General features: G+C 72.9%; 15 protein-coding genes. 4 read left to right on the top strand and 11 right to left on the bottom strand.

Annotation, left to right across the window (positions count from 1 at the left end; translation table 11 throughout):
• Positions 1–41: 41 nt before the first annotated feature.
• From ACYQ8Q_RS40030 to ACYQ8Q_RS40020, 3 genes are all read right to left on the bottom strand, one after another.
• Positions 42–1,163, bottom strand: a complete 1,122-nt coding sequence (locus tag ACYQ8Q_RS40030; protein WP_460071722.1) for a glycosyltransferase — start codon at positions 1,161–1,163, stop codon at positions 42–44.
• A complete protein-coding gene (locus ACYQ8Q_RS40025; RefSeq protein WP_460071720.1) occupies positions 1,160–1,747 on the bottom strand; it encodes a DapH/DapD/GlmU-related protein in 588 nt (195 codons plus the stop codon). Before ACYQ8Q_RS40025 ends, ACYQ8Q_RS40030 begins: the two co-directional genes overlap by 4 nt.
• Positions 1,748–1,882: 135 nt before the next feature.
• Entirely contained in the window at positions 1,883–3,286 is a 1,404-nt protein-coding gene (locus ACYQ8Q_RS40020) for a sugar transferase (protein ID WP_460073681.1), read from the bottom strand.
• Positions 3,287–3,519: 233 nt separating this feature from the next.
• Between ACYQ8Q_RS40020 and ACYQ8Q_RS40015 the strand changes: the two genes are divergently transcribed.
• Positions 3,520–3,735, top strand: coding sequence for a dodecin (locus ACYQ8Q_RS40015; RefSeq protein ID WP_460071718.1), 216 nt, complete (start codon positions 3,520–3,522; stop codon positions 3,733–3,735).
• A 48-nt stretch (positions 3,736–3,783) separates the two neighbouring features.
• On the opposite strand, the gene ACYQ8Q_RS40010 is transcribed toward ACYQ8Q_RS40015, so the two are convergent.
• Entirely contained in the window at positions 3,784–4,275 is a 492-nt protein-coding gene (locus ACYQ8Q_RS40010; protein ID WP_460071717.1) for a phosphatase domain-containing protein, read from the bottom strand.
• Between the two features lie 49 nt (positions 4,276–4,324).
• Between ACYQ8Q_RS40010 and ACYQ8Q_RS40005 the strand changes: the two genes are divergently transcribed.
• Positions 4,325–5,323, top strand: a complete 999-nt coding sequence (locus tag ACYQ8Q_RS40005; RefSeq protein ID WP_460071715.1) for an LLM class flavin-dependent oxidoreductase — start codon at positions 4,325–4,327, stop codon at positions 5,321–5,323.
• A gap of 4 nt (positions 5,324–5,327) precedes the next feature.
• Here ACYQ8Q_RS40005 and ACYQ8Q_RS40000 read toward each other — a convergent pair whose 3' ends face one another.
• The 6 genes from ACYQ8Q_RS40000 to ACYQ8Q_RS39975 form a co-directional block, all read right to left on the bottom strand.
• Positions 5,328–6,386: an NAD-dependent epimerase/dehydratase family protein gene (locus tag ACYQ8Q_RS40000; protein ID WP_460071713.1), complete on the bottom strand. Its 1,059-nt coding sequence runs from the start codon at positions 6,384–6,386 to the stop codon at positions 5,328–5,330.
• Between the two features lie 88 nt (positions 6,387–6,474).
• Positions 6,475–7,293 carry a lysophospholipid acyltransferase family protein gene (locus ACYQ8Q_RS39995; RefSeq protein ID WP_460071712.1) on the bottom strand — a complete coding sequence of 273 codons (819 nt, stop codon included), beginning with the start codon at positions 7,291–7,293 and terminating at the stop codon, positions 6,475–6,477.
• Positions 7,293–8,072 (bottom strand): GNAT family N-acetyltransferase, encoded by a 780-nt coding sequence (locus ACYQ8Q_RS39990; protein ID WP_460071710.1) that lies wholly within the window; start codon positions 8,070–8,072, stop codon positions 7,293–7,295. The genes ACYQ8Q_RS39995 and ACYQ8Q_RS39990 overlap by 1 nt, the downstream gene beginning before the upstream one ends.
• A gap of 143 nt (positions 8,073–8,215) precedes the next feature.
• Positions 8,216–8,962, bottom strand: coding sequence for a succinate dehydrogenase/fumarate reductase iron-sulfur subunit (locus tag ACYQ8Q_RS39985; protein WP_460071707.1), 747 nt, complete (start codon positions 8,960–8,962; stop codon positions 8,216–8,218).
• A complete protein-coding gene (locus ACYQ8Q_RS39980; RefSeq protein ID WP_460071705.1) occupies positions 8,959–10,905 on the bottom strand; it encodes a fumarate reductase/succinate dehydrogenase flavoprotein subunit in 1,947 nt (648 codons plus the stop codon). Before ACYQ8Q_RS39980 ends, ACYQ8Q_RS39985 begins: the two co-directional genes overlap by 4 nt.
• Before the next feature lie 2 nt (positions 10,906–10,907).
• Positions 10,908–11,579 carry a succinate dehydrogenase gene (locus tag ACYQ8Q_RS39975; RefSeq protein WP_460073680.1) on the bottom strand — a complete coding sequence of 224 codons (672 nt, stop codon included), beginning with the start codon at positions 11,577–11,579 and terminating at the stop codon, positions 10,908–10,910.
• A gap of 132 nt (positions 11,580–11,711) precedes the next feature.
• Between ACYQ8Q_RS39975 and ACYQ8Q_RS39970 the strand changes: the two genes are divergently transcribed.
• Entirely contained in the window at positions 11,712–12,596 is an 885-nt protein-coding gene (locus ACYQ8Q_RS39970) for a LysR family transcriptional regulator (protein ID WP_460071703.1), read from the top strand.
• An 8-nt stretch (positions 12,597–12,604) separates the two neighbouring features.
• Here ACYQ8Q_RS39970 and ACYQ8Q_RS39965 read toward each other — a convergent pair whose 3' ends face one another.
• A complete protein-coding gene (locus ACYQ8Q_RS39965; protein ID WP_460071701.1) occupies positions 12,605–13,498 on the bottom strand; it encodes an NAD(P)H-binding protein in 894 nt (297 codons plus the stop codon).
• A gap of 143 nt (positions 13,499–13,641) precedes the next feature.
• On the opposite strand from ACYQ8Q_RS39965, the gene ACYQ8Q_RS39960 reads away from it, so the two are divergent.
• A complete protein-coding gene (locus ACYQ8Q_RS39960) occupies positions 13,642–14,487 on the top strand; it encodes a LysR family transcriptional regulator (RefSeq protein WP_460071700.1) in 846 nt (281 codons plus the stop codon).
• Positions 14,488–14,549: the final 62 nt, after the last annotated feature.

Here is a 14,549-nt window from a genome sequence, read left to right as displayed (position 1 = left end):
GGGCGGTGGTTCGGCCGCACCCGGCGGCCGAACCGCTTCCGTCACCCTTGCCGGTACAGCTTCTCCAGCCGGTCCACGACCGCGCGGATGGAGAAGACCTCGTCGATCGCCCGCCGGCCGGCCGCGGCGAGCCGGTGCCGCAGCTCCGGGTCGGCGAGCAGCCGGCCCACCGCGTCGGCCAGCGCCCGCGGGCTGCCGTCGGTGACCAACGCGGCTTCCCTGCGGGCCAGTTCGGCCGCGATGCCGCTGCTGTCCGTGCACACGACCGGGGTTCCCTCGGCGAGCGCCTCCAGGACCGTCATCGGGAACGGCTCCTGCACGCTCGGCAGGACGTACACCGCGGCCCGGCGGTACGCCGCCAGGGCGGCCGCGTGGTCGAGCGCGCCGCCGTAGGAGACGACGTCGCCGATCCCCCGGTCCTCGATCAGCCGGCGTACGGCGGGCAGCGAGCCCTCGTCGGCGCCGTAGAGCGTGAAGCGGGCCTCGTCGAACTCCTTGTGGACCAGGGCGGCCATCTCCACGAACGCCTCGGGGCGTTTGCGCGGGTGCAGTCTGGCCAGGAAGACCACGTCGTGGCCGGTGCGCGTCCGGTCGGCGTCCGGCGCGGTGGACACCCGCAGACCGTTGGGCAGGTCGACGAGCGGGGGGCCGTCCGGGCCCAGGACCCCGCCCAGTTCGCGGCGCTCCCGCTCGGTGAGCACGAGACAGGCGCGGGCGCCGCGCAGCAGGGGCACGAACAGCCGGTCGAAGACCCGCGCCACGGCAGAGGTACGGGGCTCGACCATGCCATGGGTCTGGGTGACGTAGTCCTTGCCCCGCAGCCGGGCCACGGCGAGCGCGGCGAGGGAGACGAGGTCGCGGCCCGCGTGCAGATGCACGGCGTCGGCGCGGCCGGTCTCCCGCCACAGGTCCCACAGCAGCAGCGGGTGCATCAGGCCGAGGCAGCCCCGGCCGGGGACGAGGCGGCGGGCCGGGCGGGAGACGAAGGGGACGGTGCCGACCCGCCGCGGGGCCGGCGCCGCGCCCCTGCCCCGCCACAGCGACACCAGCCGGACGTCGTGGCCGCGGGCGGCGCACTCCTCGAGCTGGGCGGCCGCCACGCTCGTGGGACCGCCGAAGGCCCCGTCGTCACTGACGAGCGTGACCACGTGGACCAGCCTCATGCCGCCCCTCCCCTCGCGGGCGCCGCCGCGCCCGTCGTCAGCACCGCGCCGGACGCGAGGTCCTGGTGGGCGACGGCGCCCGCGCCGACCACGGCGCCCCGGCCGACGGTGACCCCGCGCAGCACCACCGCGCGGGCCGCGACCCAGCTGCCCGGCTCCAGCCGGATGGGGCCGTTGTCGAACTCGAAGGTGGCGCTGCGGCGGCGGTGGCTGCCGGTGCACAGCAGGGCGCTCTGCGAGACACAGCAGTCGTGGCCGATGGTGACCGGTTCGAGGTTGAGGATCCAGGCGTCCTCGCCGATCCAGACGTCGTCGCCGACGTCGAGTTTCCACGGCCAGTGGACGCGCACCCCGCGCCGGATCAGCACCCGCCGGCCGACCCGGGCGCCGAAGGCGCGCAGCAGCGGCGGCCGCCACCGGGCGGGGAACCACCACTGGGTGAACAGCAGATGCTGGGCGGCGTACCAGGCGGCCTGCACCAGCGGGGGACGGCCCTTGTCGTATCCGGCTCCGGTGAAGCCGCGCAGCCGGCGGTCCACGACGGGCCGGCGCGCCGGGTCCGCGACGGAAGTGGTCTGTACCATGACGCGATCCTTCACGGCGGCGGGGACGAAGGACCCGCGTCGGCCGCGTGTTGGCGGCAGACCTGCCCGGATGGCGGAAGCGGCCCGCGGGCCGGAACCCGGGGCCGCTCCTCACAAGCCTGACAGGCGCCCTGCCTAATAGGCTCCCTGGCCGTTGAGGACCGCTCGGACGGTGCGGGCCATCACGTTGACGTCGCCGGACAGCGACCAGTTGTCGACGTAGCGCAGGTCGAGTGCGACCGTCTCGCGCCAGGACAGGTCCGAGCGCCCGCTGACCTGCCACAGACCGGTCAGGCCCGGCCGGACGTTGAGCCGGCGCATCTCGACGCCGTTGTACTTGACGACCTCCTCGGGCAGCGGCGGGCGCGGGCCCACCAGGGACATGTGGCCGAAGAGGATGTTGAACAGCTGGGGCAGCTCGTCCAGGGAGTAGCGGCGCAGGACGCGTCCGACCGGCGTGACCCGGGGGTCGCGGCGCATCTTGAACATGTGTCCGTCGTTCTCGTTCTGCTGCTCCAGCCCGCCCTTGAGCCGGTCGGCGTCGACCACCATGGTGCGGAACTTCCACATGGCGAACCGCATGCCGTGCCGGCCGACCCTGGTCTGACGGTAGAGGACCGGGCCCGGTGAGCCGAGCCGGACGGCCAGCGCCAGCACGCACAGCAGCGGCGAGAGCAGCAGGAGCAGCAGCAGGGCGCCCGTGCGGTCCACCGCCGTCTTGGCGACGGTGTGCGCACCGCGCTGGAGCGGCGGGGCGATGTGCAGCAGGGTGAGACCGGCCGCCGAGGTCAGCCGCACCCGGCGGCGGGCCACGTCGGTGATGCCGGGCAGCACCATGAGCGAGCGGCCCCGGTCGTGCAGCGCCCAGGACAACCGGCGCATCCGCTCGCCGTCCAGGTGCGGGCCGGGTGCCACGAAGACCAGGTCGGCGCCGAGTTCGTCGGCCGCGCCGAGGACGACGGCGGCGTCCGTGTCGGGTGTGTCGGGTGCCTCGCGGGTCAGCTGCGCGCACACGGGGACGCCCGAGGTCACCTCGTCCTCGCCCACCGGGCAGGCGCCGACGATGACGTACTCGTGGTCGGTGCGCTGGGCGAGCTGTCCGACCACGGCGTCGAGGGCCGAGGCCTCGCCGACGACCAGGACGTGGCGCAGGGCGCGGGCGTTGCGGCGGGCGGCCAGCAGATGACGGTGGATCAGCTTCTGGCAGACACCGGTGGCCACCAGGGCGGGGATGAGCGCGGTGAACGCCTCGGCGGGCACGCTCTGCAGTCCGCAGACCACCCGTAGCGTCGCCAGGGCGCCGACCAGGACCAGCCAGTCCCGGGCCACGGCGCGCAGCCCGCCTCCGTCGCCCCAGGCGACGGGGGTGTAGCGCTTGCTCACCACCCCGATGAGCGGCCACAGCAGGGCCGCGGCGGCCGCCAGCCGCAGGGGGTGGGGCTCATGGACCTCCACGATGGTCGCGGCGACCGGCAGGGCCGCGGCGGCCAGGTCGACACCTACGGAGAACGGCCCGTACCAGCGGGCCCGGGTCCGCATACGCGGGACGGGGTGGCGCGCCACGGGAATCGGCGCCTGCCGGGACATCGCGATTCTGAACCGGCGCATGGTTTCCTTCGAACCCCCACTCGCAGATCACATTCCTCACATGATCCTTATATCACTGTACGGGTAGGAAAATAGGCTTTTATCGCGTGGTGGCGAGTGGCGTGGCATGGCGGTGTGCCGCGGGTTGGGGCACGGTGGAGTGACACGGCCGAGAGGAGCACCCGATGTCGAACCACACCTACCGGGTCACGGAGATCGTCGGCACCTCGCCGGACGGCGTCGACCAGGCCATCCGCAACGGCATCGGCCGCGCCTCGCAGACCCTGCACAACCTGGACTGGTTCGAGGTCACCCAGGTGCGCGGGCAGCTCGAGAACGGCGACATCGCGCACTGGCAGGTGGGCCTGAAGGTCGGCTTCCGCCTGGACGAGACCGACTGACGGAGTGTCGGACTGACGGGGTGTCGGACTGACGCACCCGATCGACGATCAGGTACGGCCCTCCCCCTCCTGCGCCTCGCGCAGTTCCGGCGACGGCGCGCTCCAGCGTGCGAGGACGACCCGGAATCCCGCCCGTTCGGCGTCCTCGCACACCAGCGCGTCGTCGTCCACCAGCATCCGCACCTCGCGCGACCGGGCGAGCCGGCGCAGGATCTCCAGCTTGGTGCGGCGGGCGGGTCTGCGGTCGTCGTTGCGCCGCATGTACACCCGCCCCTCGGGCAGCCCCTGGGCGTCGAGCCACGCCAGCGTGTCCCGCCGGCAGCGCTCCGGCCGGCCGGTGAGGTAGACGACCTCGCACTCCTCGGCCTGCTCCCGCACCAACGCGACGCCCTGCGGGATCGGCGGGTCCTCGGGCGCGGCGGCGAAGAACGCGCCCCAGTCGCGCGGCCTGCGCTCCAGGAACCGCTGGCGGTGGGCCGTGTCGGCGAGGGTGTTGTCCAGATCGAACACGGCGATCGGCCGTCCGCTGCTGTCGGTCATGGAAGCATTTTCCCGGGAATCCCGTGAGCCGTCAGATGTTGAACCAGGTATGAGCTCCGCGATCGCCTCCGCCCGCCTCTCCGTCCTCGACCGGTCCCGGATCCGCGAGGGCCACACCGCGGCACAGGCACTGCGGGACACGGTGGCGCTGGCGCGGGAGGCCGAGAGCCTCGGCTTCCATCGCTTCTGGGTCTCGGAGCACCACGGTGTCCCCGGCGTCGCGGGCTCCGCGCCCACCGTCCTCGCGGCCGCCGTCGCGAGCGCGACCCGCACCATCCGGGTCGGCACCGGCGGGGTGATGCTGCCCAACCACCGGCCCCTGGTGGTCGCCGAGCAGTTCGGCGTCCTGGAGTCCCTCTTCCCGGGGCGGATCGACATGGGTCTGGGCCGGTCCGTCGGCTTCACGGACGGGGTGCGCAGGGCGCTCGGCCGCGACAAGGACGACGCCGACGACTTCGCCGCCCAGCTCGGGGAACTCCTCGGCTGGTTCCGGGGCACCTCGCCGACCCGGGTGCACGCCTACCCGGCCGAGGGGCTGACGGTGCCGCCGTTCGTGCTGGCCATGGGTGAGGGTGCGACGATCGCGGCCCGCGCGGGCCTGCCCCTGGTGATCGGCGACCTCGGGAACCGCGAGAAGATGCGGCGCGGCATCGACGCCTACCGTGCGCTGTTCCGCCCCTCCCCCTGGGCGTCCGAGCCGTACGTCGTCGTCTCCGGCACGGTCGCCGTGGCCGCGAGCCCCGAGGAGGCGCGGCGCCTGCTGCTCCCGGAGGCCTGGTCGATGGCGTATTCCCGCACCCACGGCACCTTCCCGCCGCTCCCGCCCGCCGAGGCGGTCGAGGCACGCCCGATGACCGCGAAGGAACGCGGCTTCTACGAGTCCGGCCTGACCGGCCACATCGCCGGCACCGAGGAGCAGGTGGCGCACGAGCTGGAGACCCTGGTGAAGGAGACCGGCGCGCAGGAGCTCCTCGTCACCACCAGCACGTACGACCGTACGGCGCTGCTGGACTCCCACCGGCGGCTCGCCGGGATCGTGCACCGGTAGGGGGTCAGCGGCGCCGCTGCTCGCTCCAGGACCGGTGGTGGTCCACGAGGGTCTCCTCAACCGGGCGGTAGACGAGGCCCAGTTCCTCGGTGCTCCGGCGGTTGTCGACGCGGAAGCGGATGCCCAGGTGCTTGCGTATGTAGTCCTGGGAGAGGCCGAACGCGGGGCCGAGGATGCGGACCGGCCAGTGCGGGAGCGCGGTGCGGGGCAGGCGCAGATCGCGCGGGTGGTGCCTGCGGAGCAGCTGCGCCATCTGGTGGAAGGAGGTCATCTCCTCGGCCGCGAGGATGTACCGGCCGTGGGCGTCCGGGTGTTCGGCGGCGGCCACATGGGCGGCGGCCACGTCCCGGACGTCGACCGTGGTGAAGCTGAAGTCGGGGGCGCCGTAGCAGAAGTACCCCTTGAACAGCTCGTCGAGGAGGAACAGGCTGCCCGAGTCGGAGGCGGGCGTGAGGGAGGGGCCGAGGATCAGGCCGGGGTTGAGGGAGACCATCCGCCAGCGGCTCTGCGCGGCCTCGGCGTCCCAGGCGGCCTGCTCGGCAACCGTCTTGGCGTAGTGGTACGGGTTGTTCTCCACCGTGCTGGTGGTGTTGACGTACTTCTCCGACAGGACCCGCCCGTCCATGCGGTCGACGTCCGCGTAGTCGCCGAAGATCGCGCCCACGGTGGAGGTGAACACCAGGCGTTCCACCGTCTCCGTGCGGTCGACGGCCCCGACGACGTTACGGGTGCCGTGCAGGGCCGGGTCGACGACGTCCCGCTGCCCGTCCTTGATCTTCTCCGGCATCAGGAAGGGCGAGGCGACGTGGAAGACGACCGAGCAGCCCTGCGCCGGCTCGTCGAAGGAGCCCTCCCGCAGCAGGTCCGCCTCGAAGAGGCCGAGCCGGCCGGGGTGGGCGTCCTGGAGGGCGCGCAGCGGGGCGACCTTCGCCGGGTTCGCCGTACTGCGGACCGTCGTACGCACCCGGTGGCCGCGCTCGAGGAGCTGCCGCACCAGGTGCGCCGCGACGAAACCGCTGCCTCCGGTGACCAGGACCGTTCGGCCGGCCGGGCTTGTGCTCACGCGCGCGCTCCCCTCAGTTGGTCGGGACGCGCGCCATGATCCCATCCCGGGCGCCCGACGGCCCCCCGCTTGCGGGGAATCGATGGGGCTAGAGGCGTTCGTCGGGGGACCGGCGGCGATGCTCGTGGGGCGCGGCCAGGACCCGTTCCCCGGCCGCCGCCGCGAGTGCCTTGCGGTCGGAGGCACCGTCCGGTACGAGCAGCGGGAGCACCTCGACCTCCGCGATCAGACCGCGCGCCGAGGTCACCCGCCACAGCGAGGCGAGCAACGGGTCGTCGCCGACGTAGGCGGGCGCGGTGCTGGCCGCCCCGGCGGCGTCCCGGTAGCGGATCCGGACCGGCTGGACCGGGACCCCCGCGTCGAGCGCGGCCTGGAACACCGCGCGCCGGAAGTGTCCCTGGGCGCGGCCGCACCAGGTGCTGCCCTCCGGGAACACCGCGACCGCCTGCCCGGACCGCAGCACCCCGGCGATGGCGGCGACCGTGCCGGGCAGGGCGCGCAGCCGGTCCCGGTCGATGAACAGGGAGCCGTTCGCGGCCATCGCTCCCACGACCGGCCACCCGCGGATCTCCTTCTTGGCGAGCATCCGGGCCGGGCGGACCCCGGCCAGCAGCGGGATGTCCAGCCAGGAGATGTGGTTGGCGACCAGGAGCAGTCCGCCGGTGGCGGGCGCGCGCTCGCCGGTCACCCGGATCCGTACCCCGGCCGCCCGGACGACGGCCCGGCTCCAGCGCCGTATCGCCGCCGCCGGGATCCGCCGGCCGAGCGGGGAGAGGGCGACCCCGGCCAGCACCAGGACGACCACCGTGACGAGCCGCAGCACGGCGCGCGGTACGGCCGTCCAGGACGCCGTGCCCTCCACGCACGCCCGCGGGGTGCAGGGCGCGCCGGGCAGCCAGACGCTCATCAGGCGCTCGGCACGAGGGAGAGGAAGTGCCGCAGGTAGCGGGAGTCGACCCGGCGCATCGACAGCAGCACGAACAGGTCGGCGACGCCGAAGTCCGGGTCGTGCGCGGGCTCGCCGCACACCCAGGCGCCGAGGCGGACGTAACCGCGCAGCAGGGCGGGGAGTTCGGTGCGGGCGGCCGGGACCGCGGCGGCCTCCTTCGGGGTCCACGGGAGCAGCGGGCGGACCCGGAACTCCTCGGGGGCCAGGTGCTTCTCGCGGGCCCGGTCCCAGGTGGCGGCCGCGAGGGCGCCGCCGTCGGTGAGCGGGACCGAGCAGCAGCCGGCCAGCCACTCGTGGCCGCGGTCCACCATGTAGCGGGCGATGCCGGCCCAGATCAGGCCGATGACCGTGCCGTCGCGGTGGTCGGGGTGGACACACGAGCGGCCGACCTCGACCAGGCCGGGCCGGATCGCGTCGAGCCGGCTCAGGTCGAACTCGCCGTCCGAGTAGAGCCGTCCGGCGACCGAGGCGCGCTCCGGGGGCAGCAGCCGGTAGGTGCCGACGACCTGGCCGGTCTCCGCGTCACGCACCAGCAGGTGGTCGCAGCAGGCGTCGAACGGGTCGACGTCGAGGCCCGGCTGCGGGGAGGACAGCAGGGCGCCCATCTCACCGGCGAACACCTCGTGCCGCAGCCGCTGCGCGGCCCGTACGTCGGCCTCGTCGCGGGCCAGGGTGACGGTGTAGCGGACGGGTGCCGTGGACTGCTGGGGACGGTCGAGGGTGGAAACGCCGGTCATGGCTCACTCCTGGGCACGGGCCACATCGGGGACGGTGGCGCTCCCCCTGTTTCTCCCGACCCCGGTTGGCGTGTACGTGTCCGGTGCCGGGAGCAGGGATGTGGGAATGTTGAATGCCAGGCGCTCCGGCGCTGTTCCGGGTGTTACCGCCTGCCCTTCCGCGCGGCTCGCAGCCACTCCTTGTTCATCGCGGTGATGGACACCAGGGGAATCCCCTTCGGACAGGCGGTGGCGCACTCCCCCGCCAGCGTGCAGCCGCCGAATCCCTCCTCGTCCATCCGCGCCACCATGTCCAGCACCCGGGTCTCCCGCTCGGGCGCCCCCTGGGGCAGGACGTTCAAGTGGTTGATCTTCGCCGAGGTGAACAGCATCGCGGCCCCGTTGGGACACGCGGCGACGCACGCCCCGCAGCCGATGCACTCCGCGTGCTCGAACGCGAAGTCGGCGTCGGGCTTCGGCACCGGCGTGGCGTGCGCCTCGGGCGCGGCCCCGGTGGGCGCAGTGATGTAGCCGCCGGCCTGGATGATCCGGTCGAAGGCGCTCCGGTCGACCACGAGGTCCTTGATCACCGGGAACGCCGACGCCCGCCACGGCTCGACGTCGATCGTGTCGCCGTCCGCGAAGGACCGCATGTGCAGCTGGCAGGTGGTGGTGCGCTCGGGTCCGTGCGCATCGCCGTTGATCACGAGGGAGCAGGCGCCGCAGATGCCCTCGCGGCAGTCGTGGTCGAAGGCGACCGGGTCCTCGCCACGCAGGATGAGGTCCTCGTTGAGGGTGTCGAGCATCTCCAGGAACGACATGTCGGGCGAGACGCCGTCCATCTCGTACGTGGACATGGCGCCGTCGGCCTCGGCGGTGCGCTGTCGCCAGACGCGCAGGGTGAGCTTCATGCGTAGCTCCGCTGGGTGGGGTGGACGTACTCGAAGACCAGGTCTTCCTTGTGCAGGGCGGGGGCCTCGCCGGTGGCGGTGAACTCCCAGGCGGCGGCGTAGGCGAACTCCTCGTCCCGGCGGGCGGCCTCGCCGTCCGGGGTCTGGGACTCCTCGCGGAAGTGGCCGCCGCAGGACTCGGCGCGGTGCAGGGCGTCGAGGCACATCAGCTCGGCGAGCTCCAGGTAGTCGACGACCCGGTTGGCCTTCTCCAGGGACTGGTTGAACTCCTCGCCGGTGCCGGGGACCTTGATGCGGCGCCAGAACTCCTCGCGGATCTGCGGGATGCGCTCCAGTGCCTTGCGCAGTCCGGCGTCGGTGCGGGCCATGCCGCAGAACTCCCACATCAGCTCGCCCACCTCGCGGTGGAAGGAGTCGGGGGTGCGGTCGCCGTCCACGGACAGCAGCAGGTTCAGCCGGTCCTGGGTCTCGGCCAGCACCTCCTGCACGACCGGGTGGTCGTCGGTCACCTCGCTCTGCTTCGGGTGGCGGGCGAGGTAGTCGTTGACGGTGGCCGGGAGGACGAAGTAGCCGTCGGCCAGGCCCTGCATCAGCGCGGACGCGCCGAGCCGGTTCGCCCCGTGGTCGGAGAAGTTGGCCTCGCCGATCGCGAACAGGCCGGGGATCGTGGTCTGGAGGTCGTAGTCGACCCACAGGCCGCCCATCGTGTAGTGCACGGCCGGGTAGATCCGCATCGGCACCTCGTACGGATCCTCGTCGGTGATCCGCTGGTACATGTCGAAGAGGTTGCCGTACTTCGCCTCGACCGCCTTGCGGCCCATGCGCGCGACGGCGTCGGCGAAGTCCAGGTAGACGCCCTGGCCGCCGGGGCCGACGCCCCGGCCCTCGTCGCAGACGTTCTTGGCGGCGCGGGAGGCGATGTCACGCGGGACCAGGTTGCCGAAGGACGGGTAGATGCGCTCCAGGTAGTAGTCGCGCTCGTCCTCGGGGATCCGGTTCGCCGGGCGGATGTCGCCCTTGGCCTTCGGCACCCAGATCCGGCCGTCGTTGCGCAGCGACTCGCTCATCAGCGTCAGCTTGGACTGGTGGTCGCCGGTGCGCGGGATGCAGGTGGGGTGGATCTGGGTGAAGCAGGGGTTGGCGAAGTACGCGCCGCGCCGGTGCGCCCGCCAGATCGCGGTGGCGTTGGAGTTCATGGCGTTCGTCGACAGATAGAAGACGTTGCCGTAGCCGCCGCTGGCGAGGACGACGGCGTCCGCGAAATAGGTGTCGATCTTGCCGGTGATCAGGTCCCGGGCCACGATCCCCCGGGCCCGTCCGTCGACGACGATCAGATCGAGCATCTCGGTCCGCGGATGCATCTCCACGTTCCCGGCGGCGATCTGCCTGCTGAGGGCCTGGTAGGCGCCGAGCAGCAGCTGCTGGCCCGTCTGGCCGCGGGCGTAGAAGGTCCGGGAGACCTGGACGCCGCCGAAGGAACGGGTGTCGAGCAGTCCGCCGTACTCACGGGCGAAGGGCACGCCCTGGGCCACGCACTGGTCGATGATCTCGACGGAGATCTGGGCGAGGCGGTGGACGTTGGACTCGCGCGCCCGGAAGTCGCCGCCCTTGACGGTGTCGTAGAACAGGCGGTGGACCGAGTCCCCGTCGTTGCGGTAGTTCTTCGCCGCGTTGATGCCGCCCTGGGCGGCGATCGAGTGGGCGCGGCGCGGGGAGTCCTGATAGCAGAACTGGACGACGTGGTAGCCCTGTTCGGCGAGCGTGGCGCCGGCCGAGCCGCCGGCGAGTCCGGTGCCGACGACGATCACCGTGTGCCTGCGCCGGTTGGCGGGGTTGACCAGCTTGGCCTCGAAGCGGCGCTTGTCCCAGCGCTCGGCGACGGGGCCCGCGGGGGCCACGGTGTCGACGAGGGGATCGCCCATCGTGTACTCGGTGTAGGTCATGGTCAGCTCACCACTCCGGTCATGACGCCCACGGGTACGGCGATGAAGCCGGCCGTGAGCAGCAGCGCGAGGACGTTCGCCGTGGCCTTCAGGGCGCGGTCGCGGGTGCGGCTGCCGGCGCCCAGGGTCTGGGCGGCGCTCCAGAAGCCGTGCCGGACGTGCAGACCGAGGGCGAGCATGGCGACGAGGTAGATGACGTTGCCGTACCAGGTGGAGAAGGTGTCCACGACGTTCTGGTACGGGTGGCCCTCCTGGAAGCCGCCGCTGTGCACGGTGCCGGTGGTCAGGTCCAGGAGGTGCCAGACGAGGAACAGCCCCAGGATGATCCCGCCCCAGCGCATGGTGCGGGTCGCGTAGCTCGCGCGGGCCTTGCGGTGCACGTACTTGGCGGGGCGGGCCCTGAGGTCACGCCGGCTGAGCTGGTAGGCGGAGGTGGCGTGCGCGATCACGGCGACGACCAGCACCACGCGGATCAGCCAGAGCGTCCACTCGTAGTGCATGAACGGTTCGCCGACGGTGCGCAGCCAGTGTGCGTAGTGGTTGAACTCGCCCGGCCCGAAGAAGATCTTCAGGTTTCCGATCATATGGACGACCAGGTACAGCAGCATGATCAGTCCGCTGACGGCCATCACCGTCTTCTTGCCGACGGAGGAGTCCCACACGGTACGCGCCATCGACGGCCGTCGGTCCGTCCGCGTTGCCAGAGCCATGCCTCCAGACGCTAGGGCCGTTCGGCCCCATCGGTCCAAGACATGAAACGGCTCGTTCCGATAGGCATCCTCTATCGATCCGCCTATCCTGGAGGGATGCAGTTCCAGCAGCTCCAGTACTTCGTGGCGGTGGCCGAGACCCGGCACTTCACCCGGGCCGCCGAGCTGGTCCATGTCGCCCAGCCCTCGCTGTCGCAGCAGATCAGGGCGCTGGAGCGGGAGTTGGGCGCGGATCTGTTCCTGCGGGCGCGCGGCAACATCACGCTCACCGACGCGGGCGAGGCGCTGCTGCCGCTGGCCCGGCGGATCCTCGCGGACACCGAGACCGCGCGGTACGAGGTGCAGGAGCTGGTGCAGCTGCGCAGCGGGCGGGTGCGGCTCGGGGCCACTCCGAGTCTGTGCACCGGTCTGCTGCCGGACGTGCTGCGCGCCTTCCACGACCGCTATCCGGGCATCCGGCTGCTGATCGAGGAAGGCGGTTCGCACGATCTCGTACGAGAGCTCGCCCGCGGCGCCCTGGACCTCGCCCTGGTCGTGCTGCCCCTGCCGACGCCCTCCCCCGCGCTGACCACGGTCGAGCTGCTGCGCGAGGACCTGGTGGTGGTGTCCTCCCCCGAGGAGGCCAAACCGGGCGACGGGCGGCGCACGGTCAGGATCGCCGATCTGGAGGGCGAGCGCCTGGTGATGTTCCGGCACGGCTACGACCTGCGGGAACTGACCGTGGCCGCCTGCCGGTCGGAGGGCTTCGAGCCGGACTTCGCGGTCGAGGGCGGGGAGATGGACGCGGTCCTCGGCTTCGTCCGGGCCGGTCTCGGGGTGGCCGTCGTGCCCCGGATGGTGGCCGCCCGGTCCGGCCGGGGCCTGCGGGTCACCCCGCTCGCCCGGCCCGGTCTGCACCGGACGATCGCCCTCGCGCACCGCAGCGACGTGGCACCGCCGCGGGCGGCGCGCGAGCTGCAGCGGATGCTGCTGGAGCGATGAGCTGCGGCTCAGCCCCGGAGGGCGGCCGGCCGGAACACCTCCTCGCACCACTGGCGGAAGCCGGTCGGGGCGGTGTCGGGGGTGCTGGGCTGCACGACGCCGTAGAAGCCCTGGGTGTTCTGGGCGTCGACCATGTCGGCGAAGCCCTTCACCCATGCCGGGGTGGCGCCGAGCCGGGTCCACCGTGCCGCGAGCTGCGCGGGGGTGGTGAACTCGACGCGCACAGGGCGGTCGAGCACCTCGGAGAGGACGCCTGCCATGCCTTCGGGGGTCAGGTCGTCGGGGCTGACCAGCGGAACGTCCTCCTGCCCGGTCCAGGAGCCGTCGAGGAGCAGGCGGGCGGCCGCGGCACCGATGTCGCGTGTGGCGCACAGGCGCAGCACCCGGTCGGGAACGAGCGACGTGGAGAAGACACCCGCGTCGCGGATCGAGGCCAGCTGGCGGAGCTCGTTCTCCATCAGCGAGGGCGGGCACAGGGCCCGGTAGTGGACGCCCGTGGCCGCGATCGCCTCGTCCATGGCCAGGCCCGCGGAGATCAGCCCCGCGTTCCTGGCGACACCGCGGCCCAGGGTGGAGACGGCCACGACCCGCTCCAGGCCCTGGGCCTCGATGACCTCGCACAGCGGCTCGGTGAAGGCCCGGAAGTGTTCTTCGACGCTCTCCGCCGCGGGATTCGGCGGGACCAGCCAGAACACCCGGTCGGCGCCCTGGCAGGCCTCCTTCAGCACCGCCGGGTCCGCGTGCGACCCCTGCACGACCTCCACGCGCTCCCGCACCTCGGGGGCGAGGACGGCGGGGTCGCGGACGATCACCCGGACCGGTGCGGAGGCCTCGGGGGCGTCGAGGAGGCGGGCGACGACCTCACGGCCGATCTGCCCGGTCGGAGTGGTGACCACGATCATGAACTGCTCCTGGAACAAGGCTTGTCGGGACACCCCTGAGCCTGCCGCCACGGTCCGGTGAACTGAAGGTCCGTTTCGCTCGCGGTTGTTACCCTCAGGGCAATACCGATCGTCGGGGTCACGGAGGAGGAGAGCAGGCAGCCATGGAGTCCCGTCCGCTGCGTTACTTCGTCGCCGTCGCCGAGGAGCTCAACTTCGCCCGCGCGGCGCAGCGGTTGGGCATCTCGCCGCCGCCGCTGTCGCGGGCGATCCGCGCGCTGGAGGAGGAGCTCGGGGCCGTACTCCTCGAACGCACCACGCACAGCGTGACGTTGACACCGGCGGGTGAAGTCCTGCTGCCGGAGGCCCGGTTCGCGCTGGAGGCGCTGGAGGCCGCCGGGCGGCGGGCCCGGCGTGCGGCCGCCGCCGGGCCGGAGCTGGCGCTGGCCGTGAAGGCCGACGGCGACGGCGGGCTGCTGGAGCCGATCCTCGCGCGGTACGCCGCCGACCCGGCCGCGGTGCCGGTCTCCGTCCGGCTGTGCGCCTGGCACGAGCAGTCCCGGCTGCTGCGGCGGGGCGAGGCCGATGCCGCCCTGGTCTACGAGCCGTACGACCGCGTCGGTCTCGACGCGGAGGAGCTGGCCGCCGAACCGCGTATCGCCGCCCTCGCCACGAGCCATCCGCTGGCCGGGCGGGCCGGACTGTGCCTGGCCGACCTGGGGCTGCGCGCCGACACGGTGTACGCGTACATCGACGCGGTCCGCGGCAGGGGCGCCGACCTCGCGCAGCTCCTCACGCTCGTCGCCCTCGGCGAGGCCGTCCCCCTGCTGCCGGCGTCCGTCGCCGACCGCTACCCCCGCCCCGGTGTCGTCTACCGCCCGGTCCGGGACGCGCCCCCGGCCGTCCTGGCCGTCGCCTGGCCCCAGCAGTCCCGCTCCACGGCGACGGCGGCGCTGGTCCGGGCGGCGGTGGCGGTGGCGGACGAGCGCAGGACACGGGCGGCGGGCTGAACGGTGTCCCTCAGGGGGAGTCCCCCTGCTCGGCGCGGACCTCGGTGACCAGGTCCGGGGTG

The organism is Streptomyces sp. YKOK-I1 (genome assembly GCF_054660435.1).
This window is presented reverse-complemented; position numbering and strand designations above follow the sequence as displayed.